This is a genomic window from Nocardioides pantholopis, from assembly GCF_003710085.1.
In the GTDB taxonomy this organism is placed as follows: domain Bacteria; phylum Actinomycetota; class Actinomycetes; order Propionibacteriales; family Nocardioidaceae; genus Nocardioides; species Nocardioides pantholopis.
In genome coordinates this window covers 769,668-795,526 of the sequence record NZ_CP033324.1, presented here as the reverse complement: position 1 = coordinate 795,526, position 25,859 = coordinate 769,668, and the positions used below count along the sequence as shown (strand labels likewise).

The window sequence follows — 25,859 nt, the reverse complement described above, 5'->3', positions numbered from 1 at the left end:
CCTCAGCTGGCCCGCCGGGTCCGCTTGTCCCCCGGCGCCCGGGGCGACAGGGCGCTGGGCGGCCGCGGACCGCCTCCGACGTCGTCCGGCTCCCCCGCCCCGGCCTCGCCCGGCGCCTCGGGCGCCTCGGGAGCGGGTCGCCGACGGGTCAGCACCCGGTCCAGCAGCAGGGTCGCCAGCAGCGTCGCGAGCAGGCCCGCGGCCGCGGCCCCGGCCAGGGCCCGGATCCGGCTGCCGCCGAGGGCCTCGGCGCGTGCGCTCACCGCTGTGCGGTCGCCGCTGAGGACCTGGCGCTCCGGCACCTGGGTGCGGTCCTGCAGGGCGGCGAGCTGGGTGTCGATCTCGGCCATCACCGCGTCCCGGGTCGCCACGGCGTTCCCCGGGTCGTCGTCGTTGCTGGTGATCACCAGGATCGGCCCGGCCCCCGGGAGCACCGCCACGTCGTACTCCGCTGTGTGGCCCGCCTTCGCGAGCGCCCGGCGTACGTCGGGCGTGGCGACGTTGCCGGCGACCAGCGACGCGACGGTCTCCTGCCCGCTCTGCACGTTGAGGAACGGGTTGGTGGGGCTCTCGGTGCCGCTCGCCTCGGGCGGCAGCAGCAGCACCATCTGGCTGGAGGCCTGGTACTGGGTGTCGACGATCTGGAGCACCTGGTAGCAGCCGGCCGCGGTCAGGGCCAGGCCGATCAGCACCACCACCCAGCGGCGGGCCAGCACGGTCAGCAGGTTCAGCAGGGACATCTCGGATCCCCTTCCCACGCGTCGGATCGCGGCTCGGTTCGGGACTCGGCGCCTCGCCAGCCGGCCGGGTCGCCGCACACCTGCGCCCGGACCAGCCGGGCCACCTCGCGGCCGGCGATGCCCCAGTCGTCGCGGCGGACCGTGCCGGCCGCGGCGGCGGCCTGCGCGGCCGGGTCGGCGGCGCTCACCACGAGCGAGAGCGCGTCGGCGAGGCCTCCGGGCGTCGGGGTCGCCCAGATCACGGCGGGGCTGGTGAGGTCGACCCGGGCGTCGACGGAGTCGTTGACGACCGGGACGCAGCCGCTGGCCAGCATCTCCTCGGCCACCAGGGAGATGTTGGTGAACGAGAGCGCGAGGCCCGCCCGGCACCGGTTGTAGAGGGCGTCGAGCTGCGCCGGGGTCAGCCCGCCGTGCTGGGTGGCGGGTACGCCGAGGTCGGGCACCACCGCCCCGTAGGTGTGGATCTCCTGGTCGGGGTGGCGGCGGTGGAACTCGCGCAGCGCCAGGACCGCCGTGCGGAAGCCGCGCCGCGGCACGCCCGGCTTCGCGTAGGCCACGACGCCCGTCCGCGGCCCCTCCCCGCGCAGGCCGTAGACCGAGGTGTCGCAGGAGAACGGCACCAGCGCGGCCCCGACGCCCACCTCGGAGCGGAGCCGGTCTCGGACCATGTGCCCCAGGGCGATGTTCGTGAACCCGAACCGGTAGCTGTCGACGGCCAGCTCGTAGACCGACCCCCGCGGATAGAAGAACGGCTCGAAGTCCTGGATGAAGTAGAACCGGTGCAGCGGGTCCCGGCAGCGCGAGGCCAGCACGTGCGCGGTCTCCCAGCCGGTCGCCACGCAGGCGTCCAGGGACCCGAAGCCGTCCTCGACGGAGCGGATCTCGGCGCGCACCCACGGCCACCCGGCCCGGATCACCTGCGCCTGCTGCTCGACCCGGCCGCTGCCGTGGCGGTCGTAGAGCAGGACCACGCACTGGTGGCCGGCCTCCTCCAGCGCTCCCACCATCCGGAACATCGTGGTGTGCCCGCCGGAGCCGGCCGCCGACGGCGTGCTCAGCCAGCCGACCCGCAGCGGGCCTCCGGGCGCGCGGCTCGGCGCCCGCGTCGGCTCGAGCCGCAGCGAGTCGGCGACGTCACCGGGCAGCAGCCCGAAGTCCAGCTCGGCGGCGCCCACCCGCTGGTGGAGCCACCGCACCGCGCGCCGGGTCGAGTCCTGGGCGCCGTTCGAGCGGAGCCGGGAGGCCAGGTGGGCGGCCCGCGCCACCCGGCTCATGTCCGCGCCCCGTCCGGACGCCGGGACACCGCGCTGGCGAGGGTCTCCGCGACGCGGCGCTGCTGACCAGCGGTGATGCCCGGGAACATCGGCAGCGAGAGGATCTCGCCGGCCGTGCGCTCGGCGCACAGGAAGCTGCCCGGCCCCAGCCCGAGGGAGGCGAAGGCCGGAAGCAGGTGCACCGGCGTCGGGTAGTGCAGCCCCGCACCGATCCCGGACTCCGTCAGCTCGGCCAGCACCCGGTCCCGGTCGGGCACCCGGACCACGTAGAGGTGCCACACGTGGGCGTTGCCCGGCAGCACCCGGGGCAGCCGCACCTCCTCGACCCCGCCCAGCAGCTCGGCGTACCGCGCCGCGGCCGTGGCCCGCGCCGCGTTCCAGTCCTTGAGGTGCGCCAGCTTGGTCGAGAGCACCGCCGCCTGCACCGAGTCCAGCCGGGAGTTGGTGCCGACCAGCTCGTGGCGGTACCGCTCGACGCCGCCGTGGTTGCGCAGCTGGCGCACCCGGTGGGCCAGGTCCTCCCGGTCAGTGGTGACCGCGCCGGCGTCCCCGAAGGCCCCGAGGTTCTTGCCCGGGTAGAAGCTGGTCGTCGCGATGTCGCCGAGGGAGCCGGCGACCCGGCCGTGCCGGGTGGCGCCCTGGCTCTGCGCCGCGTCCTCGAGGAGGACGACGTCCGGGCCGACGGCCGCCCGCAGCCGCTCGAGCGGCGCGGCCTGGCCGTAGAGGTCGACGCCGACCACCGCCCGGGTGCGCGGGCCGACCCGGGCCGCGACCGCGTCGACGTCGATCATCAGGTCCTCGTCGCAGTCCACCAGCACCAGCTCCGCACCGGCGCGGACCACCCCCTCCGCGGTCGCGACGAACGTGTTGGCCGGGACCAGCACCTCGTCGCCGGGACCGACCGAGGCCGCGCGCAGGGCGAGCTCGATCGCGTCGGTGCCGTTGCCGACCCCGACGCAGTGGGCGGTGCCGCAGAACGCGGCGTACTCCTCCTCGAAGCGGGAGACCGCCGGGCCCAGCACGAAGGCCCCGCTGTCGAGCACCGCCGCGATCGCGCGGCGCACGTCGACCGCGACCCGGTCGTGCTGGGGCCGCAGGTCGACGAGCGGGATCGGGAGCCGCCGCGGGGCGGGACGCGGGCTGGTGGTCATGCGGAGATCCCCTCGTTCAGGTCGGGACGGGAGCGGTTCGCCGGAAGCGAGCGGTACAGGCCGGTGCGGTGCCAGCTCCGGGCCGCGGCCCGGTCCCGCACGATGCGGCGCAGCGGGTGCAGCAGCCACCACGGGTGCCGCTGGGTCCAGGACCGGCCGGCCCGGACCCGCCGCCGCAGCGCACGCCACTCCGGCAGCCGCTCGGCGTGCGGGCAGGTCGCGAGCGCGAACGCCTGCAGCGGCGCCACGCTGCGCGCCGGGGCCCGCCGGCGGTCGTACTCGTAGCTCGCCCGGCGCAGCGCCTCGCGGGCCAGCGTCTCCCGGGCGACCTCGCGCAGCCGGGCCATCCCCGGGAGCTCGCCGGCGACGCCGGAGAACAGGGTCTCGAACGCCGCCCGCCGCTCCTCGAGGATGGTCAGCCCCAGCGGGCTGTCCGCCGCGGCCGACAGGCTCGCCGGGTGCTCGCGGTGCCAGGCCTGGTCGGCGCCGCCGACGTAGGCGACGTCGGAGAACGCCGCGAGCCGCATCCACATCTCCATGTCGTGGGTGTGCGCGAGGTCGCGCTGCCCGCCGACCAGGTCGACCACCGACCGGCGCATGAGCGCCTCCGGGGAGGTGATCACGTTGACCCCGCTGCGGCACCGGTCCTCCAGCCAGGCCCGGCCGGGCCACACCGTCCAGGTCACCGGCCCCGAGCGCGCCGGGGGCCGGCGCCCGGAGAAGTGCAGCGGGTGGCCGTAGACCAGCCCCACCTCCGGGTGCCGCCGACACAGCGCGGCCGAGCGGGCCAGCGAGCCGGGAGTGAGCAGGTCGTCGGCGTCCAGGCGGACCAGGAACTCGCCGGTGGCCACCGCCAGCCCGTCATTGAACGTCCGCACCGGACCGCGGTTGGTCTCGTGGGCCAGCACCCGGACCCGCGGGTCCGCCGCCGCGAGCCGGCGCGCGACGGCGAGGCTGTCGTCGGTGGAGGCGTCGTCGACGACCACCACCTCGACCTCCACGCCGGCCTGGCCCAGCGCGCTGCCGACCGCCTCCGGGAGGTAGCGGCCGTAGTTGTGGCACGGCACGACCACCGAGACCCGGGGCGGGCCGTCCGCCTCGGGCGCCGGCGCGGCCGCCGGCTCCGGAGCCTGCGGGAGCGAGATCGAGCGCACGGTGCGGCGCAGCCAGCGGCCCACGAGCAGCAGGTACGTGCCGCCGGCCGCCGCCGCGCCGAGGAGCAGCTCGAGCCAAGCAGGACCGAGCAGGGCGATGACCGCGGCCGCCGCGCCCGCGGCCGGCGCCGTCGCCAGGACCGGAACGACGCAGTGCCGCGCCAGGGCGCCGAGGTCGGCTCCCGCGCGCCGCATCGCGACGGCGTACGCCGGGAGCACCACGCCGGCCGCGACCGCGACATGCGCCCAGCCGGCGCCCACGATGCCGCCGAGCCGGGTGCCGACGACGACCGCCGGCAGCAGCGTCACGAACCACAGCACCTGCACCAGCAGCACCGCCCGGGCCGCGCCCCGGGCCAGCAGGAACGCCACCCACAGGTCGAAGAGGACCCGGGCGGTGCCGAACAGCGCCAGCGCGGCCAGCACCGGCGCCGCGAGCAGCCAGCGCGGGCCGTAGACGACGGCCACCAGCGGGGTCGCCAGGACCGCGAGCAGCACGCCGGCCGGGATCGCGAGCGCGGCGGTCAGGCCGGTGCCGAGCGCGAGTCCGCGGTCCCCGGCGGCGGTCGACGCCCGGGCGAAGGCCGGCAGCGCCACCGACCTGACCACCTGCCCGATCGCGGTCATCGGCCAGGTCGAGATGTTGAAGGCCAGCACGTAGAAGCCCAGCAGCACCGCCCCCGACATCCGGGCCACCACGAGGTTGTCGAGGTTCAGCAGCGCCCAGGAGAGCACGTTGGCCCCGCCCACCGGCAGCCCGAAGGCCAGCACCGAGACGGCCACCGAGCCGTCCACCGCGTAGCGGGGCCGGTGCCGGGCGATCAGATGCAGCAGCACCAGGGTCGTGGCCTGGCCCGCGATCCGTCCCAGGGCCAGGGCGACCACGCCCGCCCCGCCCAGCACGAAGGTGAGGGTCACCGTCGTGGAGACCACGAAGTCGACGGCGGCCACCGTGAACAGCGCACGCTGGCGGAACTCGCGCTGGAGCAGCGCGAGCGGGACCACGCCCGCGCCGGCGAGCACCAGCGTGAGACCGAGCAGCGCGATCACCCGGCTCGCCTCCGGGGTGCCCACCAGCCGCGCCACCGGCCCGGCCGAGAGGACCATCGCGACTGCCATCACGGTCCCCGCGGCGAGGCCGAGCGCGGCCACCGTGGGCGCCCGCCGGCGCGGGTCCGGGCTGCGCACCAGGTCGGCGCTGAGTCCCAGGTCGGCCACCGTCATCAGCACTGCCTGGACGGTGAGCGCGACGGCGTACACGCCGAAGTCCTCGGGGCTCAGCAGCCGGGCCAGGACGATGCCGACCGCGAGGGTGCCGACCCGGAGCAGCACGTTGTTCAGGACGCTCCAGACCAGGCCGGAGCGGACCTGGGCGCGCAGGCCGCTCACGTGCCCCACCGCCGCCACCGGCGCCACCGGACCTTCCAGCGCAGCTCGTCGGCCCCGGCGAGCAGGAGCCGCTCGCCCGGACGGAGACCGCGCCGGGCGCGGCGCTCGTTGACCTGCCAGGAGCGGGTGCCGACCACCGGCGGCCAGCAGGTCACCGCGAACGCCGCCAGGTCGACCGGCGAGGGGTCCGCCGAGGCGCCGAGCCGGTGGGCGTTGGCGGCCAGGTACAGCGCCTCCCGCGCCAGCGCCGAGCGGGCCCGCTCGCGCAGCGCCGTCACCCGGGCCGGCGCCAGGCCGGGCTGGGCTGGCTGGGCTGGCTGGGCGGCCAGCTCCTCGAAGAACTGCTCGAAGACCCGCCGCGACTCGCGCAGGTCCAGGAACGCCCCCGCGAACTGGGTGTGGTGCATGTTCGCGCCGTGGTCGCGATAGCAGGCCTGGGCCGGCCCGTTCACCCGGCCGACCTTGGCGATCGCCGCGGCCCGCATCCACAGCTGCATGTCGGCGGCGTGCGGGTGCGCGGGGTCGTAGCCGCCGATCCGGCGCAGCACCGAGGTCCGCATCAGGGCCTCCGGGTTCACGATGATGTTGCGGCCCCGGCCGCAGACCCGGGCCAGCCACTCCTCGCCGTCCCAGACCGTCCAGTGCTCGCGCGCCGGCGCCGCGGCGGGCGGCTCGTCGCGGAAGGTCTCCGGATAGCCGTAGGTGAGCCCGACCTCGGGGTGCGCCTCCATCAGCGCCACCGCGCGGGTCAGCGACCCGGGCGTCAGCAGGTCGTCGGCCGACAGCAGCGCGACGTACTCGCCGCGGGCCAGCGCCAGGCCGTCGTTGTAGGTGCGGATGTGACCGCGGTTCTCCTCGTGCACCAGCACCCGGACCCGGGGGTCGGCGGCGGCCAGGGCGTGCGCGACCGCCGCGCTGTCGTCGGGCGAGGCGTCGTCGACCACGATCACCTCGACGTCGACGCCGGGCTGGTCCAGCGCGCTGGCGACGGCCGCCGGCAGGTAGTGCCCGTAGCGGTAGCAGGGCACCACGACCGACACCGTGGGCCGGGTGCGAAGCGGGCGCGGCCGGTGCAGGCGCATCAGTCCTCCACCGGGACGCGGACCGCCGCCGGCCGGGCCGGCAGGCCCACCCAGGTCTCGCCGGCGGGGAGCGGGGACAGCAGCCCGGCCCCCATCCCGAGCACCGCCTCCTCACCGACCCGCAGGCCCTCGCGGACGCACGAGTTCATGCCCAGGTACGCCGCCGCGCCGACGTGCACCCCGCCGCCGAGGCTGACCCCGGCGCACAGCGTGCCGAAGTCCTCCACCACGCAGTCGTGGGTCAGCGTCGCGCCGGGCATCGCCACGACGTGGCGGCCCAGCCGGACGTCGGCGGTGAGGGTCACGTGGGCGAGCAGGATCGTCCCGGCACCGACGTGGCAGGTGGGAGGCACGTCCACGCTCGGGTGCACGACCCGGGCGTACCGCTCGGCCGGCACGCCGAGCGCGTCCAGGCGGGCCACCAGCGCCCGCCGGGTGGTCCCCGAGCCGGCGCAGACGACCAGGTCCGCGTCGCCGAGGTCCCCGACCCGGTCGATGCTCCCGATCACCGGCACCCCCGCGACCTTGCTCCCCCACAGCAGCGGGTCGTCGTCCGACATCAGCAGCCGCTCGTAGCGCCCGGTGGCCTGCTCCAGGGTGGCGACCTCCCGGGCCAGCCCCCCGGCCGTCACCAGGAGCAGGGTCCGCACGGCACGGCGCATCAGTGCCTCCCGGCGCGCACCAGCACGTCGAGCACCCGGTCCTGCTGGGCGGTGGTCAGCTCGTGGAAGAGCGGCAGGATCACTGTGCGGTCGGTGAGCCGCTCGGTGACCGGCAGCGAGCCGGGCCGCACGCCGGCGTCGGCGTAGGCGGGCTGGCGGTGGATGGCCATGATCCCCCGGCGCGCCGAGATGCCGGCCCCGGCCAGCGCGGCCATCAGCCCCTCCCGGTCCAGCGGGTACGCCGGCTGCACCTCGACCCAGTAGGACTGGAAGTTCGAGGTGCCGTACGCCGGGTCCGCCACCGCCCGCAGGCCGGGCACGTCGGCCAGCCCCGCGGCGTACCGCGCGGCGAGCTCGCGCCGGCGGCGCACTGCCTCGGGCAGCCGGCCCAGCTGGACCAGGCCCACCGCCGCCTGGAGGTCGGTCATCCGGTAGTTGAACCCGACCTCGCCGTACTCCTCCGGCGGGGCGAGCACGCTGGTGTGCCGCTCGGCCGCGGAGACGCTCATCGCGTGCTCCCGCAGCCGCCCGGCCCGCACGGCCCACCCCTCGTGGGGCGTGGTGAGCATCCCGCCCTCGCCGGTCGTCAGCACCTTGCGGGGGTGGAAGGACCACGCCGACACGTCGGCGCCGGCGCCCACCGGGGCGCCGCGGTAGGTCGACCCGGCGGCGCAGGCGGCGTCCTCGACGACGACGATCCCCCGCGGGTCGCACAGCGCCCGCACCTCGGCGAGGTCCGCCGGGACGCCGCCTTGGTCGACGAGCACCACGGCCCGGGTGCGCGGGGTCAGCGCCCGCTCCACGGTCGCGGCGGTGAGGTTGCCGGTCGCGGGGTCCACGTCGGCGAAGACCGGTCGCGCCGCGGCGTGCACCGCGGCGTTGGCGGTCGCGACGAACGAGAACGAGGGCACCACGACGTCGTCGCCGGGCCGGACACCGGCCACCAGCAGCGCGAGGTGCAGCGCGGCCGTGCAGCTCGAGACCGCGCGGGCGTGCGGGACCCGCTGGTCGCGGGCGAACGCGGCCTCGAACGCCGCCACCCGGGGGCCCTGGGCGACCCAGCCGGAGCGGAGCACCTCCGCGACCGCTGCCACCTCCTCCTCGCCCAGCCACGGCTGCATCACGTGGACCCGGTCCAGCGCGAGCGGCGCCTCGGCGCTCATCGCCGGCCCGCCAGGTCGCGGCCGCCCGCGATCTCCGCCCGCAGCGGGCGCCACCAGGCGACCAGCTCGCGCAGGCCCTCCTCGAGCCCGATCTCCGCGGTGAAGCCGAGGTCGGCGGCGGCCGCGCGGGTCTCGGCGAGGCGCCGGGCGACGCCGTTCACGTCGCGCTGGGGGCCGTGCTCGACGGGCAGCGGGCTGTCCATCGCCTGCAGCAGCGTGCCCGCGAGCTCCAGCAGGCTGGTCTCCACGCCGCTGGCGACGTTGTAGACGCCCTCCTCCACCGGCGCGATCGCGGCGAGCACGTTGGCCCGGGCCACGTCGCGGGCGTGGACGAAGTCCATCGTCTGCGCGCCGTCGCCGAAGATCAGCGGCGGCCGGCCGTCGGCGATCCGCTCCATCCAGCGCACCAGCACCTCGGTGTAGAGACCGTGCACGTCCATCCGCGGGCCGTAGACGTTGAAGTAGCGCAGCGCCACGTAGCGCAGCCCGCTCATCGCGCGAAAGCTGCGCAGCATGCCCTCGTCGAACGACTTCGCCGCGCCGTAGAAGGTGTCGTTGGCGTGGTGGTGGTGGCGCTCCGGGGTGGGGAACTCCTCGGCCAGGCCGTAGACGGAGGCCGACGAGGCCGCCACCAGCTTCCCGACCCCGGCGGAGGCCGCGGCCTCGACCACGTTGAAGGTGCCGTCGACCAGCACCTCGAGGGCCAGCCGCGGCTCCTCGGCGCACTGGGTGATCCGGATCGCCGCCTGGTGGAAGACCAGGTCCCGGTCCCGGCACAGGTCGTGGACCAGGTCGCGGTCGCGGATGTCGCCCTCGACCAGCCGGGCGCGCCCGGTGGCGAGCGCGTCGTCGAGGTTGGCCAGCCGGCCGCGCACCAGGTTGTCGAGCACGTCGACCCGGCCGGCGCCGGCCGCGAGCAGCTGGTCGACCAGCGTGGACCCGATCGTGCCGGCGCCGCCGGTGACCAGGACGTCGGCCCCGTCCAGCGCGCTCACCGGACGATCTCCAGGGGCTGCTCGACGGGCTCGAGGGTGACCAGGGCGCCCCGGGCGCGCAGGCTGGTCGCCGCGGCGTCCAGCACCGAGAGCACCCGCAGGCCGGACCGGCCGTCGGTGCGGGCCCGGCGCCGCTCCCGGATGCTGCCCGCGAGCTCGGCCACCATCGCCGCCAGCGCCTCCTGCTCGGGCAGCGCGGGCGACCAGGTGTCGCCGAGCCGGTAGGAGATGGAGGCGCTGCGGCGGTCGGCGCTGTCGACCGACTGCTGCACGAGGTCCACGCCCCGGTCGTAGATGCTGATCCGCTGCTGCGGGTTCAGGTCGTCCCAGACCAGGGTCCGGCTGCTGCCCCCGATCACCATCCGGCGGATCTTGGTGGGGCTGAGCCAGTTGACGTGGACGTGCGCGACCGCGCCGCCCGCGAGCGGCAGGGTCAGGTAGCCCACGCACGCCGAGCCGGCGCCGAGCGGGTCCGCGCCCTGGGCGGCCACCCCGAGCGGCCGCAGCCCGCCGGGGAGCACGTGGTCGAGGACCGAGAGGTCGTGGGGCGCGAGGTCCCAGAAGACGTCCACGTCGGGCTGGACCAGGCCGAGGTTGATCCGCACCGAGTCGACGTAGAGGATCTGGCCCAGCGCGCCCTCCTCGACCAGCTCGCGGATCTTGCGGACCGCCGGGGTGTAGCAGTAGGTGTGGTCGGCCATCAGCACCAGCCCGAGCCGCTCGGCGGTCTCCACCATCTCCCGGCCGGCCGGGACGCTGTCGGCCAGCGGCTTCTCCACCAGCACGTGCTTGCCGGCCCGCAGGGCCTCGAGGGCGATCGCGTGGTGGGTGGCGGCCGGCGTGGCGACCGCGACCGCGTCGACGTCGTCGCGGGCCAGGGTCTCGCTCAGCGAGGTCGAGACGTCCGCGGCCCGGTGGCCAGCGACCTCGCGGGCCCGGTCGGCGTCGAGGTCGCAGACCACCCGCAGGTCCCAGTCCGGGGCTGCGTCGAAGTTCCGCACCAGGTTCGGGCCCCAGTAGCCGGCCCCGACGACGGCGACCCCGAGTGGCGTGGACGTGGCGGCTTCCTGCGGTGCTGGCATGGTGGCGGGCTCCCCTCGGTAGCACCGGCTGCTGTCTGGACCATCGAAGGTGGCCGCGGCACCCGCCGGGACCGGCTCCGGGGGCTATCCCGCAATTTGGGGAACACAGCGGCGCGGGGCGGCCTCAGGGAACACAGCCGCGCGGGGCGGCCTCAGGGCACCCGGAGCACCACGTCGACGAAGTAGTTCGTCGCGTCCCAGCTGCCGTCCGGGAACCCGCCGCCGGCGCCGTACCGGAAGCGCCCGTTGCCGGCCGCCGGCACCGTCATCGCACCAGCGGTCCAGGGCTGCCCGAAGAACCCCGGCGTCGCCGCGTGCTGCCCCCGCGGCGCGTAGTACGAGACCACGTAGGTCTCCCCCGCGGTCACCGGGTACGGCGTCGCGAGGTCGGCGGTCTGCCAGCCGCTGGCCGACTCCTCGGCGAAGGTGACCTCGGCCAGCCGGCGCCCGTCGGCGGACCACAGGCTGCCGACGTGGACACCGGTGTTGGCGGCGCCCTTGAAGAACCGCACAGCCGTGACCGCCCCGTCGGCCGCGGGCACGAACGAGACACCGACCTCCACCGGCGCCGGGTCCGCGACCGCCGCCGACTCCGGCGTCATCGAGGCGAACAGCGAGCCGAACGCGACAGGCGCCGGGTCGGTGCGGAAGCTCCAGGTCAGGTCCGCGAGCGCCGCGCCGTCGGTGGAGACCACCCCCGAGACCTCGACGACCACCTGCTCGTCGGCCGGCAGCGACGCGGTCGGCGTGAAGGTGAGCCGGCGCCCGTCGGTCGACAGCGCGGCCGCGCCGGGCACCGGCGCGCCGCCGGCGAGCACCCGGACGCTCGCCCCCGGGCGGATCGGCACGCTGAGGGTGAGCGCCGGGCGCACGCCCGCCGAGACCCCGGTGGCACCGGGCGCCGGCACCTGCCCGGTCACCGCGACCGCTGGCAGGTCGGGCAGGTACTCGACGTCGGCGAAGTACGCCGTTGCCGCGTGGCTGAACCGCGGGAAGCCGCCACCGGTGCCGTAGCGGAACCGGCCGTTCTCCTGGGCGGGGGCCAGCAGCCGGCCCGACGTCACCGGCTGGGCGAAGAAGCCCGGCGAGTAGGAGTAGTGGCCCTGCGGCGCCAGGTACGACACCACGTAGCGCTCGCCGGCGCGAACCCGGACCGGGGTCGAGAGCCGCACCCGCTGCCACCCGTCCGGCGTCTCGTCGGTGAAGGTCGCCTGGGCGAGCACCTCCTCGTCGGAGCCCCACAGCGTGCCGACGTGGGTGCCGAGGTTGCCCGGGGCCTTGAGGAAGCGCAGCGCCCGCACCTCCCCGTCGCGGGTGGGCTCGAAGACCGTGCCCAGCTCGACCGGCGCGGAGGAGTCGTCGCTGGCCACGTCCGGCACCGCGTCGCCGAAGATCGTCTGCACCGCGTCCGCGCTCGGGTCGGCGGTCCGGAACGTCCAGGTCCGGTCCGGGAGCACCGCCCCGTCGGTCGAGCGGACGCCGGCCAGCCGGACGGTCACCACCGAGTCCGCCGGCAGCGGCGCGTCCGGGGTGAGGGTGAGCCGGGTCCCGTCGGCGCCGGAGGCCAGCGACGCGGGCACCGGGTGGCCCCCGACGCTCGCCGTGAGGCTCGCTCCCGGCTGGAGCGGCGCACTGAACCAGACCCGGATCGGCGCGGAGCGGGGCACCTCCAGGGCACCGGGCGGCGGGGCCTGGCCGGTCACCGCGATCGCGGGCGCGGCCTTCTCGAAGACCACGTCGACCCCGTAGCTCGACGAGCTGCGGGAGTCGGGGAACCCGGTCCCGTAGCTGAACCGGCCGGCGGTCGGGCCGACCCGCAGCGGGGCGCGCGAGAGGTCGGCGGCGGCGAACGCGCCCGGGCTCAGCGAGTAGCGGCCCACCGTCGTGCGGTACGACGCGACGTACTCGACCCCGGGCAGGATCGGCTGCGGCTCGTCCAGCACCAGGGTCTGCCAGCCCGCCGTGGACTCCGCGGTGAAGGTGCCGGCGGCCAGCTCCCGAACCTGGGGGCCGTCGGCGGACCACAGCGTGCCCCGGTGCGGGCCGGTGTTGCCGGGGCCCTTGTGGAAGCGGATCGCGGTCACGGTCCCGGCGACGTCGCTGCGGAACCCGACGCCCAGGGTGACCGGCAGGGTGTCGGCCGCCTCGGTGATCGCCGGGGCGCTCTCGTCGGAGAACAGCGAGCAGGGGCAGGCGCCGGGCGGGCCCTGCGGCAGCGCCGCGGTGAAGGTCCAGCTCGCGGGCCCGCTCACCGGCCCGCTCACCGGCTGACCGGCGGCGTCGGTCGCGGCGGCGGTCGCGGTGTAGGCGACCCCGCCGGCCAGCGGTGCGGCCGGGACCAGGGTCACCGTCCGGGTCGCGGCGTCGTAGCTGCGCGAGCCCGCGACCGCCGCGCCGGTGGCGTCGACGAGCGACAGGGTGGCGCTGGCCGGCGCGACCGCCTTCGAGAACGTGGCCCGGATCGGGGTGGTGCGCGGGACGCTGGTGGCCCCCGGGAGCGGGAACCGGTCCACGAGCGTGAGCGGCGAGGTGTCGACGCGCGAGAACACCGGGTCGACGAAGTAGCCGGTGTTGCGGTGCGACCGCGTCGGGAACTGCCCGGCGGTCCCGAAGACGCCGGCCGGCGCGGCGCCGTACCCGCCGGCGACCAGGAACGGCGCCCGGCGCAGCGCGCCGCTGCTGAACGCGTCGACCTCGACGCTGTAGCGGCCGGCCGGCGCGGTGTACGACGCGACGTAGGTCTCCCCCGCCCGGACCGGCACCGCGCTGGTGAAGTCGGCGCGCTGCCATCCGGTCGCGCTCTCGTCGGTGAACGTGGCGCGCGCCAGCCGGTCGCCGTCGGTGCTCCAGAGCGTGCCGGTGTGGGTGCCGGCGTTGCCGGCGCCCTTGTGGAACCGGATCCCGGTGAGGAACCCGTCCTCCCGCACCGAGAAGCGGAGCCCGAGCTCGGCGGCGGAGTCGTCGTCGGCGGCCTCGATCGCCGGCCTCCGGGCGCCGTACACCGAGCAGGGGCAGGACACGGCGGTCGGCCGGGCCGCCACGCTCCCGATGTTGCCGCTGTCGTCGACGGCCCGGACCCGGATCCGCTCCGACCCGATCCCGTGCTGGACGTAGCTGTGGCTCCAGGTCTCGCGGCCGGTCGCCGGGTGCCAGGTGTCGCCCTCGTCGGTGCTCACCTCGACCCCGGCGACCCGCCCGCCGCCGGCGTCGGCAGCGGTCCCGGACACCGTGACCCGCTGCCCGTTGGCCAGCGACGCGGGCGGCGGGTCGATCGTCGCGGTCGGGCCGGTGGTGTCGGTCGACGCGCTCGCCGGCACCAGGTCCGGGGCCAGCGAGCGGGGCTGGGCCCTCATGTCGGCCAGCAGGTTCACCTGCGCCTGCTGCATCCGTCGATCGGGCGGCTCGGGGTCGTAGGGGCTGTCGTGCTGTCCGTCGAGGCCCCAGGTCCACTGCACGCTGCCGGCGCTGAAGACCAGCGCGCCGCTGGCCGCGCGGTACATCGTCAGGTGGTGCGTGGTGGTCCCGGGCCGGGTCGTGTTGCCGTAGTCGGTGAGGTACTCCGGCGTCGGCCCGGTCGTGGTGGAGAGCCGGACCAGGCCCGGCGGGCGGTGCCCGTTGTCGACGTCCTCGTTGGACTCGTAGCCGATCGTGTGCGGGGCCAGCGTGGCCGTCTGGCCGGGGGCGAGATCCTCCAGCCCGGTGTCGCGCCACAGCCGCAGGCGGCCCTCCTCGGCGTCCACCCGCACCGGGAGGTCGTCGTGGTTGACCTGGTACTGGGTGCCGGTCAGCGCGTTCTCCGGGCGGCCGGCGCCCTGGGCGGTGCCGGCGTACCGCGGATCGCGCCAGGTGCCGGTCCACTGCGGGGACGGGTCGACCTTGCCGTAGTCCCAGGTCTCCTTGTACGACACCAGTGTCCGGTACGGCGTGTGCGCGTCGTCGGCGGAGGGCTCGTACCTGGTGCGCCAGTAGACGTCGTTGCCGCTGAGGAACTGCAGGTTCACGCCCGCGTCGCGGGCCGCCTCGACGTTGGCGCGCTGGGCGCCGCTCCAGTACTCGTCGTGCCCGACGGAGAGGAACACGTCGTGGTTGCGGAGCAGGTGTCCGCGCCGGTCGGTGTCGACGCCGGCCTGGTAGCTCACGTCGTAGCCGTTCTTCTCCAGGAACCGGACCAGCGGGTACTCGTTGGCGAAGAAGAAGTCCCGGCCGCCCACGCCGTTGCGGGTCAGCATCGGGCGGTTGTAGCTGACCTTGTGGGCCCGCCCGTTCGCGCCGCCGACGTAGAAGCTCGACCCGCCGTAGGCGTTGTAGGCCTGCCAGGTCGAGTCGGAGGTCTGGAAGATGATGTCGGCGTCGCTGTCGTCGTCGCGGACCACGAACGTGATCTGGCTGGCGTCCCCGGTGGTCGGGATCTCGAGCCGGGCGACGTACACCCCGGAGACCGCGGTCGGCGGCACCTGCCAGGAGGCGGAGACGTCCCAGACCCCGCAGTCGTAGAGCTCGGTGGCGACGTCGCGGAAGCACTCCGGCTGGTCCTGCGGCTCCTCGGGGACCGGCACGGACGTGATCCGGCGGGCCCCGGCGCCGTCGTAGTAGCCGATCCGGTAGATCGTCACCGTGTAGTCGGCGGTGTCGGCGTCGATCTTGAAGTCCACCCGCTCGCCGGCGTCGACGCTGATCTCGGTGGCGAACCCCTGGATCTCCCCGCTGCCCGCCCCCCACATGTCGTCCCAGGTGGTGCTCGGGGTGCCGTCCTGGTCGTTCTCGCAGGTGATCTCGTTGCCGCCCGGGCCGCACGGGTCCGCGATCCCGGCCCTGGCCGCGGCGGCCGCCGGCAGGGCCGGCCCGGTCGCTGCGCCGCTCCCGGGGACGGCGGTGAGCAGCACCGCCGCCGCCAGGACCGCACCGACGAGCGCGCGGCACGGCGCCGCCGGGCGCCGGGGGGTCCTGGGGTCGGTCACGGGGGGCCTGCCTGTTCCTGCCTGTCTGCGGCGGGTCAGGGGTCCTGACCCAGGCGGCGCAGCTGGGCGTACGCCGCCACCGCCGCGAGCTGGGAGTTCACGTCGAGCTTGCGCAGGATCGCGCGCACCTGGCTGCGCACGGTCCCGGGCGAGATCTGCAACCGGGCGGCGATCGCCTGCACCTGCACGCCCTGGTAGAGCAGCTCGAGGACCTCCTGCTCCCGCGGGCTCAGCGAGGCCACCCGCTCGGCGAGCTCATAGCGCCGCCGCAGCATCGCGCGCCAGGAGCGGGTCAGCCGCTCGCGCACCTCCGGGGCGACCCGGTGGGTGCCCGCGGCGGTGGCGCGCAGCACCCGGGCGACCTCGCGCAGGCCCTGGGAGCTGGACAGGACCGCCTGCGCGCCCGCCTCGAGCACGGCGCCCCACAGGGCCAGGTCCTCGGTGCCCGCGAGCACCACGGCGGGCTGGTCCAGCTCCTCGATGAGCGAGCAGGCGCCCTCCAGCCGGCTCGGTCGGTCCAGGTCGGAGATCACCAGGAGCACGTCCGGGGCGAGCGCCGCGATCTGACCGACCTGGTGCCCCGAGACCGGACCACGCGGCACCGGGGCGGCGGCAGCCTCGAAGCCCTGACTGACCAGTGCGGTGCGGACCGACTCGGCCACCAGCGGCTGCTCGGCGGCCACCAGCACCCGCAGCCGCTCGGAGGTCTCCTCGGCGCTGGCCGCGCTGGCCGTCTCGGCGTCCCCGGGCCGCTCCTGGGCGGACCGGGTCGGCGGGCGGACCGGGCTCGTCACCGGCATCGTGCCTCCGATGGGGTCTGGAAAGGGCTCCACGGCTTTCGGGGCACCTGGCGTACTCGTCGACGTCACTGTGCGAGCGGCCCGCGGCCCGGTGGTCCGCGAGCGGCGACCTTCCCCGACTTTGGGGATGCCGGCCGGTCGGCGCGAGCGGCAACCGCCGTCCGGGCGCGGCCCGACCAACGGCGCGTAGGGTCGCCAGGGGGACGATCGGGCGGCACCCGAGGCGTCCCGTCCTGGGCGCCGGTCGACCGGCCACCGAGGAGTCCACATGCAGGGTCCCCGCCGGACCGAGGCCCCGCCGGACCTCACCGACGCCGACCGCAGGGTCGTCGTCATCGAGGACCACGTCCTGCTGGCGGAGTCCTTGACCGGCCAGCTCCGGACAGCAGGCTGGGAGGCCCGCCTCCTGCCCGTCCCCGACACCGTGCCGGCCCTGGGCGAGGTGGTCGACCGGGTGGCCCGGCTCCAGCCGCGGGTCGCGGTCCTCGACATCGACGGGCAGCGCTTCGGCGACGGCCTGCGGCTGGTCGCGCCCCTGGTCCGCAGCGGGGTCGGGGTCGTCGCGCTGACCACCGCCGAGGAGCGGACCCGGCGCGGGGAGGCGCTGGGGTACGGCGCGGGCACGGTCCTCACCGGGGAGACGCCGCTCGCCGACCTCCTCGCGGCGGTGCGCGCGGTCGCCGTGGGACAGCCGGCCGTGGACCCCGAGGAGCGGCACGAGCTGGTGGCCGCGTGGCGGCTGCGGCACCGCGAGCGGCGCGAGCTGCTGACCCGTTTCGCGAACCTCACCGGACGGGAGCGCGAGGTGCTCTCCGGCCTGCTGCGGGGCCGGGCGGTGCGCCAGATCTCCTCCGACATCGGGGTCACGGAGGCGACGGTCCGCACCCACGTGAAGTCGATCCTGGCCAAGCTGCGGGTCGGCTCGCAGCTGGCGGCGGTCGGCCTGGCGCACCGGATCGGATGGCGGCACCGGGGCAGCTGAGCGGGGTCGTCGAGGGACATCCCCGAATTGCGGCATGCCCTGCCCCCGCCCCGCTTCCTACGGTGAACGCACTTCGCCGGAGGGAGACGTCTCGTGAGCTCGGTCCCCGTGCCGACCTCGGGCAGCACCGTGGTCGCAGACACAGCGTCGGTCCTGGACGTCGCGCCCCGGCTGCTGCGCCCCGGCCTGCAGCTGGCCACCGCCGTCGCCGCGGACCTGGCGGTCGCCGTCGGCGCCCTGGGCCTGGCCACGCTCGCCGGCGGACCGATGGCCCCGGGCCTGGTCCTCTGCGTCCCGCTGGTCTGGCTGCTGCTGCTCGCCGTCGCCGGTGACCACACCGCCCGCCGGCGGCGGCTGATGCCCGCCCTGGGCGACGCGGTCCGCCCGGTGCTGCGGGCCGGTGCCGTGGCCGGCCTGGCGGGCTGGGTCGTGTCGGTCCGCGCCCCCGACGCCGCGGGGTCCGAGCAGCTGATGCTGCTGGCCGCGCTGCTGGTCGGCGGCACCCTGCTCCTGCGGACCGCCCCCGTGCTGCCGGTCCCCGGCCCGGTGACCGCACTCGGTCGCCGGCTGGGTGCCGTGGGCACCCCGGCGACCCCGGTGGTGGTCCTGGGGCACGCCGGCGACGTCGCCCCCGTGCTCGACGAGCTGCGGCGACCGGGCCGGCCCCTGACGCCGGTCGGGGTCTGCCTGGTGGAGCCGGCCGCGCACACCGCCGGGGTCGTGACGATGATCGGCTGCGAGCGCACGGCCGAGCTGGTCGACCGGACCGGGGCGCAGGCCGTGGTGGTCGTCCCCGGGCCGGGCCTGGACCCGTCCGTCGTACGCCGCCTGGGCTGGGAGCTGGAGGCCCGGCGGGTCGAGATGCTGATGGGCACCGGCCTGGTCGACGTCTCCTCGGCCCGCACCTCGGTCGCCTACGCCGGCGCGCTGCGGCTGCTGCGGGTCCGCGACGCGGGGCGGCACGGCGCGCGCTGGGCGGTGAAGGTGGCCTGGGAGCGCCTGGCCGCGGCCGCGGCGCTGATCCTCCTGGCCCCGCTGCTCCTCGCGGTGACGCTCGCGGTCCGCACCACCAGCCCGGGACCGGCCCTGTTCCGCCAGACCCGGGTCGGGCGCGACGGCCGGCCCTTCACGATGCTGAAGTTCCGCACGATGCGGCAGGGCACCGAGACCGTGGACCAGACGTTGGCCGCCCGCAACGAGGTGGCGGGCGGCGTGCTGTTCAAGCTCCGGCAGGACCCGCGGATCACGCCGGTCGGCCGGGTGCTGCGGCGCTACTCCCTCGACGAGCTGCCCCAGCTGCTCAACGTGGTGCGCGGGGAGATGTCGCTGATCGGGCCGCGGCCGGCCCTGCCGCAGGAGGTCGCCCGGTACGACGCGGACCCGCGCCGCCGGCTGGCGGTGCGGCCCGGGCTGACCGGCCTGTGGCAGGTCTCCGGCCGCTCCGACCTCTCCTGGGAGGAGACCGTCCGCCTCGACCTCAGCTACGTCGACAACTGGTCGCTGGGCCTGGACCTGGCCATCGTGGCCCGCACCGTCGGCGCGGTGCTCGGCCACCGCGGGGCGTACTGAGCGCTCCTGCCCGGCCCGGCCCGGTGACCCCCGAGGTCCCCTCCCTCCCTGTCCTGCCCGGAGCGCCTCCGCCGGAGCCGCCGAGCCCCTACTGTGGAGACGTTCGGCTGACGGGGAGTCCACAAGCATCGGCGGAGGCAGCGCGCACGACGGCAGCAGGGGGTCAGATGGCGAGGCTCACCCACCCTCCGGGCGCGTGGGGGCACCCGAGCACGCTGGTCGTGGCCGTCGTGCTGCTGGCGCCGATCGCGGTCCTGGCGGCACTGGTCCCCGGGCTGCGCGACCCGGAGCGGCTCGCCGCCGCGGGGGCGCTGGTGTACGCGACCGTCTGCCTGGCCTCGTCGGTCTTCCTCTACCTGCACTGGCGGCTCACCGGCGCGGAGACCACCGCCTGGCTGAGCGCCGCGACCGCCCTGGTCGGCTGCCACGGCCTGTCCGTGACCGCCCTCGAGGAGGGGGCGGGGAGCACCGACCTGGCGGCCTACCTGGTGGCGAGCGCCCTGCTCGTCGGCGTGCTCCTGGTCGCGATCTTCCGCTTCCTCGCGGCGCGTCAGGACACCCACCACGTCGACCCGTTCGTGCTCGGCCTCGGCACCGGGCTGCTGGTCACGACGCTGCACGTCGTGGTCGGCAGCCGCGACGTGCCGGCGGGACTCTCCGGCGCCGGCACGCTCGTCGCCGCGGTCGGGATGCTCGGCTGCGGGGTGCTGGGCGCCGCGGTCCTGGCCCGGGCCGCCACGCTGCCCCGGTGGGTGCTGCCGCGGTTCCAGGGGGCGGCGGTGGGGTTCTGCGCCGCGCAGGCGCTCGCGCTGCTCGCCGAGGACGGCGCGCCGGCGAGCGGCGCGACCCACCTGGCCGAGCTGGCGGTCGGCTTCGGCGCGGCCCTGCTGGTCACGACCGGCTCCCTGGCGCTGCTCGCCCAGGCCATCCGGGACGACCGGATGCTGACGGTCGGGCTGCGGGCCCGGCTCACCGCCCTGGAGGCGGCCAGCAGCGCCGACCGCGAGCGCCTGCACGAGGTGAAGGGCACGATCGCCGGCATCGGCACCGCCCTGGAGCTGTTCAGCTCCGAGGAGGCGGTGCCGGCCGAGCAGCGGCCGAGCCTGGCCCGGATGGCCGCCCGGGAGGCCGGCCGCCTGGACCGGCTGCTGCAGGGCGGCCTCCCGCCCCGTCCCACTGTCGTCGACCTGGACACCGTGCTCGAGCCCGTGGTCCTGCGCCACCGCACCCAGGGGGCGGACGTGCGGTGGGAGCCCAGCGGGCTGGTGGCGTGCGCGGTCGCCGACACGCTCGCCGAGGCTGTCAACATCCTGCTGGTCAACGCCGCGACCCATGCCCCGGGCGCCGCGGTCGAGGTCCGGTGCGGCCTCGCCCCGGGTTGGGTGACGATCCGGGTGAGCGACTCCGGGCCCGGGGTCCCCGAGCGGCTGCACGGCCGGATCTTCGCCCGCGGCGTGCGCGGTCCGGACTCCCCCGGCAGCGGCATCGGGCTGCACCTGGCCCGGCGCCTGCTCGCGGAGGTCGGCGGCCGGCTCAGCCACGACCCCCTGCCGGAGGGGGCGTGCTTCGTGATCTCGCTGCGCGACCCCCGGGGAGACGCCCATGCGACGCCCGGCTGACCCGTCCCGCGTGGCCATCATCGACGACCACGACCTGTTCGCGGAGTCGCTCGACCTGGCCCTGGCGATGCAGGGCTACGAGGTGCACCGGCTGCCGGTCCCGGAGAGCCCGGGGCGGGCCCAGGACCTGCTGGACGCGGTGCACAGCACCGCGCCGGGCATCGTCCTGCTCGACCTGGACCTGGGGCCGTTCGGCAGCGGGATCGACCTGGTGGCTCCGCTGGTGCAGCGGGAGGCGGCAGTGCTGGTGGTCACCGCCGAGACCGACCGTGCGACGTGGGGTGCGTGCCTGGCGCGGGGCGCGGCGCGGGTGCTGGCGAAGAGCAGTCCACTGCGCGAGATCAGCGTCGCCGTACGCCGGCTCGCGCAGGGGCTGCCCGTGCTGGCCCCCGAGGAGCGTCAGCAGCTCATCGAGGAGTGGCAGCGCCGGGAGCGGGAGCTGCACCAGCTGCTCGCCCGGTTCCGCGCGCTCACGGCGCGGGAGCAGGAGGTCCTCACCCAGCTGGCCCTCGGCCGGACGGTGCGGGAGATCGCGCACCTCAGCGTGGTGTCCGAGGCGACGGTCCGCACCCAGGTCCGCTCGATCCTGGCGAAGCTGGGAGTCTCCTCGCAGCTCGCCGCCGTCGGCCTGGCCCACCAGCTGGGCTGGTCGCGCGACCGCTGAGCCGCGCGGGCGCGACGTACGCTGGACGGAGTGAGCCTGGCTTCCTTCCCGACAGTGGTCCTCGACGACCGGTTCGCCCGCGAGCTGCCCGAGCTGGCAGTCCCCTGGGAGGCCGCGGCGGCCCCCGAGCCGCAGCTGCTCGTGCTCAACGCCGAGCTGGCCGCCGACCTCGGCCTGGACGCCGCCGCGCTGCGCAGCCCGGACGGCGTCGGGCTGCTCACCGGGACTCTGGTCCCTGACGGCGCCCGGCCGGTCGCGCAGGCCTACGCCGGCCACCAGTTCGGCGGCTTCTCGCCCCGGCTCGGCGACGGCCGGGCGCTGCTGCTCGGCGAGCTCGTCGACCAGGCGGGACGCCCCCGCGACCTGCACCTGAAGGGCTCGGGCCGCACGCCGTTCGCCCGGGGCGGCGACGGCCTGGCTGCGGTGGGGCCGATGCTGCGCGAGTACCTGCTCAGCGAGGCGATGCACGCGCTCGGCATCCCGACGACCCGGTCCCTGGCGGTGGTCGCCACCGGACGGCCGGTCCAGCGCGAGACGGTGCTGCCCGGGGCCGTGCTCGCCCGGGTGGCCGCCAGCCACCTGCGGGTCGGGTCCTTCCAGTACGCCCGTGCCACCGGCGACGTCGACCTGCTGCGCCGGCTCGCCGACCACGCGATCGAGCGGCACCACCCGGCCGCGGCGCAGGCCGAGCAGCCCTACCTCGCGCTGTTCGAGGCCGTCGTCGCCGCCCAGGCGGCGCTGGTCGCGCAGTGGATGCTGGTCGGCTTCGTGCACGGGGTGATGAACACCGACAACATGACGATCTCCGGGGAGACCATCGACTACGGGCCGTGCGCGTTCCTGGACGCCTACGACCCGGCCACCGTCTACAGCTCGATCGACGAGGGCGGCCGCTACGCCTACGGCAACCAGCCCGGCATCGCCCAGTGGAACCTCGCCCGGCTGGCCGAGGCGCTGCTCCCGCTGCTCGCCGAGGACCAGGACGCCGCGATCGGGGTGGCGACCGAGGCCCTGGGCCGGTTCGCCCCGGCGTACGCCGCCGCCTGGACCGGGGGGATGCGGGCGAAGCTGGGCCTGCCCGCCGCGCCCGCCGGCCCCGCCGACCCGGAGGTGCTCGACCTCGCCGAGGAGCTGCTCGGCAGCCTGCAGTCCGGCCACGTCGACTGGACCACCGCCTTCCGGGCGCTCGGCGACGCCGCCCGCGGGGACGCCGAGCCGGTGCGCGGCCTGGTCCTCGACCTGCCGGCCCTGGACGCCTGGCTCGGACGGTGGCGCGCGCTGGAGCCCGACGGCGCGGCGATGGACCGGGTCAACCCGGTCTACGTGCCCCGCAACCACCTGGTCGAGGAGGCGCTGGACGCCGCGACCGCCGGCGACCTCGCGCCGTTCGAGCGGCTGCACGAGGTGCTCGCCGCGCCGTACCACCCGCGGCCCGGCCTGGAGCGGTACGCCGCCCCCGCCCCGGAGGACTTCGCCCGGGCGTACCGGACGTTCTGCGGGACCTGACCTCAGGACCCGCCCGGGGGCTGGATGTCCACGACCACGTTGTCGAGGAGCCCCCGGAACGGGTCGGGACTCTGCGTCACGACGGCGCCGCGGTCGTTGAGCTTCGCGCCGACCGCCAGCGGCTCGGTGCCGGGCTCCCACACCAGGGGCCCGGTCGCGCCGGTCCGGGTCCAGGAGGTCCAGCTCTCCGGGGCGCCGGCGCGCAGCGGGGCCACGAAGAGCGAGACCCGGGCGCGGTCGCGCTGGCAGACCGCGCGGTACCAGCGCCCGGCCGACACCGGCGCCCCCGAGACGAGCACCGCCCCGCTGGTGCCGGCGACCCGGCACGACGGGACGCCCCCGTCGAGCTGGAGCTTGAGCTGGGTCTCCCCGCCGAACAGGCCGCGCTGGAGCAGGTTCGCCCCGGCGCCGTCGGCGCCCTCGGTGCCCTCGGTGCCCTCGGTGCCCTCGTTGCCCTCGTTGCCCTCGTTGCCCTCGTTGATCGAGAAGTCGGCGCCGAAGCGGATCACGCCGGTGCCCGGCGAGAGCGGCTCCGCGCCGCCGGTCGTCACCAGGAGGGCGGAAACTCCCCCCGCCTCGGCGTCGCCGAAGAGCGCGGCGGACCCGACGGGCTCCCCCGGCGCCGCCAGCACCCGCGCGGCGCCGGAGCTGGCCTCCGCGCCGACCAGCCCGGCAGCGACCTGCTCCGGGCCGTCCAGCAGCGGGCCGCCCGCGACCGGCGCGTCATCGAAGCCCCACGCGAGCCGCCGCCAGCCCGGGCCGGGCTCCGCGGGCGGGCGGTGCGCGACCCGGGGGCCCGGCGGGTCCTCGGTCGTCGCACCGCCGCTGGTCCCGCAGCCGGCGCCGGCCCCGAGCACCCCGGCGAGCACGGCTGCGCCGAGCAGCCGGCGGGCCGCGCTCATCGGGCCGGCCCCGTCGCCTCGGGGAGCCGGGCGACCTCCGGCCGGTCCGCGACCGCGGCGAGGGCGGCGGTGCGCTCGGCGTCCAGCCGGTAGGAGGCGTCGCCGTCGAACTCGGCGTCGAAGTACGCCATCGCGACCACGTCGTTGAGCAGGCAGAACTCGAACGCGGTGCGGATCCAGTTCCCGGCCCGCAGCGGGTCGGCCGGGTCGGCCCGGCACCCGATCTCGGGCGCGACCAGCGGCAGGTCGGGCACGAGCGTGCGGACCCGGCCGACCAGGGCCGCGAACTCCTCCCAGGGCGCCCGGCCGTCGGGGCGCCACTGGTTGTAGACGTCGACCCCGAGCACGTCGGCCTCGGGGATCAGCCAGTCCTCGGGCCTGCGCCCCGACGCGGGGCTGAACGTCCACTGCATCAGCACCGGTACGACGGTCACGCTGGGCGCGCGCCGCCGGGCCCGGGCGATGACGTGGCGCTGCATGGCCCGCCAGTCCGCCGGCTGGTGCCGGGCCGAGACGTCGTTCTCCGGCTCGTGGTGGACCGCCAGCCACACCGGCGCACCGGCCGCATCCAGCAGGTCGAGCAGCCGGTCGAGCCAGGCCCGACCGGGGCGCTGCACGACCCGCGCCCAGGAGCCCGGCACCTTGCAGGAGACGAACGGCAGCACCCCGGCCTCGAGGTCCCGCGCCACGTCGGCGGCGAGCACGTCGAGCTGGTGCGGGCGGTAGAACCGGCGGCTCATCGAGAGCCGCGCCGCCGTGAACGCCGGGGTCCGCTCGAGCGCGACCCCCAGCGGCGCCGTGGCGCCGACGTACGCCCGGCCCGGGCCGGGGTCCCCCGGGAACCGGCCGGCGGGGGCGTCCCGGATGCGCGCCGGCTCGGCGGTGCTGCAGCCCGCCAGCGCGGAACCGGCCAGACCGCTGCCGAGCACCCCGGCCACCGCGCCGAGACCGGCGCGCCGGGTCAGGTACCTCGGCCGTTCGGGACCGGGGTCCGCACCGGCCCCGCAGTAGCCTGGGGAGGCAGCGTCCGGTTCGTCTCGTCCCCGGTCCCATCGCCGGACGTCCCCCCCGATGCACTCGCCGGAAGGCGTCGCCATGACGATCTCCCGCCGCGCCCTGCTCGTCTCAGGCACCACGGCCCTCACCCTGTCCCCCCTGCGGACGATCCTGCCGACGGCAGTTCCGACGGCCATTCCGACGGCTGGGGCCGCCGGTGTCGAGGCCGCCGCCGGGATCCGGCCACGCTTCCCCGGCGACCCCGGCCGGGGTCGCGTCTACTACGGCGCATTCGTGCAGTTCCCCCGCAACGTCGAGCGCTACGAGCGCCGCCTGGGCCACCGGCTCGGCGCCCGGCGCAGCTACTTCCTCCCGCACCAGGCCGAGGGCCTGGTACGCCGGGCCCGCCACGACGTCGCGGCGCGGCGGCTGCCGCTGGTCTCGACCAAGGTGCCCGGGAGCTGGCGCGACGTCGCGACCGGCGCGAGCGACGACTGGCTGCACCCGATGCTCGACGGCCTGGCCGCGATCGACCGGCCGGTCTTCCTGACCCTCCACCACGAGCCCGAGAACGACGTCGCGGGCCCGGGCAACCTGCCCGGCTGGTTCGTCGAGATGCAGGAGCATGCACTCGCCGCCGCGGCCGCCCGGGCGCCGCTGGTCAGCATCGTGCCGATCCTGATGAGCTGGACCTTCGACCCGGCCTCGGGCCGCACCCCCGGCCAGTGGATCGCCCCGTCGCCGGCGCTGTTCGGCTTCGACGCCTACAACTGGTGGTCGCCGCGCACCAACGCCCCGTGGACGGGCTTCGGGACGCTGCTGCGCCGGGCCGAGCGGTACGCCGGCGGCCGGCCGCTGGTGGTGGGCGAGTTCGGCGTACGCCGGGACCCCCGCCGCCCGCAGCGCTCGGCCCGCTGGCTGCGCAACGCCTACCGCCAGGCGGTGCGCAACGACGTCGTCGCGATGACCTACTTCGACCAGCGCATCGGCGACCCCGACGGCGACTTCCGGCTCACCGGGCCGCGCCTGGCGGCGTTCCGGCGCAACCTGCGGCGCCCCCGCTCGGTGCTGCTGCGCTGAGCGCAGCGCCGCCACGGCGCCCACCCTCGGAATGCGGCTCACGGTTCCCCCCACAGTGCCTGACCGCCCGGACCCGCCGCCTCGGTGCGGC

19 protein-coding genes are annotated in these 25,859 nt (G+C 76.4%); 6 read left to right on the top strand and 13 right to left on the bottom strand.

Going from position 1 to position 25,859, the window contains the following annotated elements; all coding sequences use genetic code 11:
• Window positions 1-2 precede the first annotated feature (2 nt).
• The 11 genes from EBO35_RS03675 to EBO35_RS03625 form a co-directional block, all read right to left on the bottom strand.
• Window positions 3-740, bottom strand: a complete 738-nt coding sequence (locus EBO35_RS03675) for a hypothetical protein (RefSeq protein WP_122816527.1) — start codon at window positions 738-740, stop codon at window positions 3-5.
• Complete coding sequence (locus tag EBO35_RS03670) at window positions 728-2,014, bottom strand: rhamnosyltransferase WsaF family glycosyltransferase (protein ID WP_122816526.1); 1,287 nt, start codon at window positions 2,012-2,014, stop codon at window positions 728-730. Before EBO35_RS03670 ends, EBO35_RS03675 begins: the two co-directional genes overlap by 13 nt.
• Window positions 2,011-3,165: a DegT/DnrJ/EryC1/StrS family aminotransferase gene (locus EBO35_RS03665; protein WP_122816525.1), complete on the bottom strand. Its 1,155-nt coding sequence runs from the start codon at window positions 3,163-3,165 to the stop codon at window positions 2,011-2,013. Before EBO35_RS03665 ends, EBO35_RS03670 begins: the two co-directional genes overlap by 4 nt.
• Window positions 3,162-5,708: an oligosaccharide flippase family protein gene (locus tag EBO35_RS03660; RefSeq protein ID WP_164477793.1), complete on the bottom strand. Its 2,547-nt coding sequence runs from the start codon at window positions 5,706-5,708 to the stop codon at window positions 3,162-3,164. The genes EBO35_RS03665 and EBO35_RS03660 overlap by 4 nt, the downstream gene beginning before the upstream one ends.
• Window positions 5,705-6,790, bottom strand: a complete 1,086-nt coding sequence (locus tag EBO35_RS03655) for a glycosyltransferase family 2 protein (protein ID WP_122816523.1) — start codon at window positions 6,788-6,790, stop codon at window positions 5,705-5,707. Before EBO35_RS03655 ends, EBO35_RS03660 begins: the two co-directional genes overlap by 4 nt.
• The gene (locus EBO35_RS03650) at window positions 6,790-7,452 is read right to left on the bottom strand and encodes a PglD-related sugar-binding protein (RefSeq protein ID WP_241153848.1); all 663 of its coding nucleotides are present in this window, start codon (window positions 7,450-7,452) and stop codon (window positions 6,790-6,792) included. Before EBO35_RS03650 ends, EBO35_RS03655 begins: the two co-directional genes overlap by 1 nt.
• Window positions 7,452-8,615, bottom strand: coding sequence for a DegT/DnrJ/EryC1/StrS family aminotransferase (locus EBO35_RS03645; protein ID WP_122816522.1), 1,164 nt, complete (start codon window positions 8,613-8,615; stop codon window positions 7,452-7,454). The genes EBO35_RS03650 and EBO35_RS03645 overlap by 1 nt, the downstream gene beginning before the upstream one ends.
• Window positions 8,612-9,610: an NAD-dependent epimerase/dehydratase family protein gene (locus EBO35_RS03640; RefSeq protein ID WP_122816521.1), complete on the bottom strand. Its 999-nt coding sequence runs from the start codon at window positions 9,608-9,610 to the stop codon at window positions 8,612-8,614. Before EBO35_RS03640 ends, EBO35_RS03645 begins: the two co-directional genes overlap by 4 nt.
• Window positions 9,607-10,692 (bottom strand): Gfo/Idh/MocA family protein, encoded by a 1,086-nt coding sequence (locus EBO35_RS03635; RefSeq protein WP_122816520.1) that lies wholly within the window; start codon window positions 10,690-10,692, stop codon window positions 9,607-9,609. The genes EBO35_RS03640 and EBO35_RS03635 overlap by 4 nt, the downstream gene beginning before the upstream one ends.
• A 152-nt stretch (window positions 10,693-10,844) precedes the next feature.
• Complete coding sequence (locus EBO35_RS03630; RefSeq protein WP_122816519.1) at window positions 10,845-15,650, bottom strand: DUF4082 domain-containing protein; 4,806 nt, start codon at window positions 15,648-15,650, stop codon at window positions 10,845-10,847.
• A 35-nt stretch (window positions 15,651-15,685) separates the two neighbouring features.
• On the bottom strand, window positions 15,686-16,450 hold the full coding sequence (locus EBO35_RS03625) for a helix-turn-helix transcriptional regulator (RefSeq protein WP_127481240.1): 765 nt from the start codon (window positions 16,448-16,450) through the stop codon (window positions 15,686-15,688).
• Between the two features lie 268 nt (window positions 16,451-16,718).
• On the opposite strand from EBO35_RS03625, the gene EBO35_RS03620 reads away from it, so the two are divergent.
• The 5 genes from EBO35_RS03620 (at window position 16,719) to EBO35_RS03600 (ending at window position 22,790) form a co-directional block, all read left to right on the top strand.
• Window positions 16,719-17,432 carry a response regulator transcription factor gene (locus tag EBO35_RS03620; RefSeq protein ID WP_122816517.1) on the top strand — a complete coding sequence of 238 codons (714 nt, stop codon included), beginning with the start codon at window positions 16,719-16,721 and terminating at the stop codon, window positions 17,430-17,432.
• A gap of 93 nt (window positions 17,433-17,525) precedes the next feature.
• Window positions 17,526-19,001, top strand: coding sequence for an exopolysaccharide biosynthesis polyprenyl glycosylphosphotransferase (locus tag EBO35_RS03615; RefSeq protein WP_122816516.1), 1,476 nt, complete (start codon window positions 17,526-17,528; stop codon window positions 18,999-19,001).
• Between the two features lie 167 nt (window positions 19,002-19,168).
• Entirely contained in the window at window positions 19,169-20,620 is a 1,452-nt protein-coding gene (locus EBO35_RS03610; RefSeq protein ID WP_164477792.1) for a sensor histidine kinase, read from the top strand.
• A complete protein-coding gene (locus tag EBO35_RS03605) occupies window positions 20,604-21,284 on the top strand; it encodes a response regulator (RefSeq protein WP_122816514.1) in 681 nt (226 codons plus the stop codon). The genes EBO35_RS03610 and EBO35_RS03605 overlap by 17 nt, the downstream gene beginning before the upstream one ends.
• A gap of 30 nt (window positions 21,285-21,314) precedes the next feature.
• The gene (locus EBO35_RS03600) at window positions 21,315-22,790 is read left to right on the top strand and encodes a protein adenylyltransferase SelO (RefSeq protein WP_122816513.1); all 1,476 of its coding nucleotides are present in this window, start codon (window positions 21,315-21,317) and stop codon (window positions 22,788-22,790) included.
• 2 nt (window positions 22,791-22,792) lie between these two features.
• On the opposite strand, the gene EBO35_RS03595 is transcribed toward EBO35_RS03600, so the two are convergent.
• Entirely contained in the window at window positions 22,793-23,692 is a 900-nt protein-coding gene (locus tag EBO35_RS03595; protein ID WP_122816512.1) for a hypothetical protein, read from the bottom strand.
• Window positions 23,689-24,621 carry a hypothetical protein gene (locus EBO35_RS03590; RefSeq protein ID WP_164477791.1) on the bottom strand — a complete coding sequence of 311 codons (933 nt, stop codon included), beginning with the start codon at window positions 24,619-24,621 and terminating at the stop codon, window positions 23,689-23,691. Before EBO35_RS03590 ends, EBO35_RS03595 begins: the two co-directional genes overlap by 4 nt.
• Before the next feature lie 166 nt (window positions 24,622-24,787).
• On the opposite strand from EBO35_RS03590, the gene EBO35_RS03585 reads away from it, so the two are divergent.
• Window positions 24,788-25,768, top strand: coding sequence for a hypothetical protein (locus EBO35_RS03585; protein WP_122816510.1), 981 nt, complete (start codon window positions 24,788-24,790; stop codon window positions 25,766-25,768).
• Window positions 25,769-25,859: the final 91 nt, after the last annotated feature.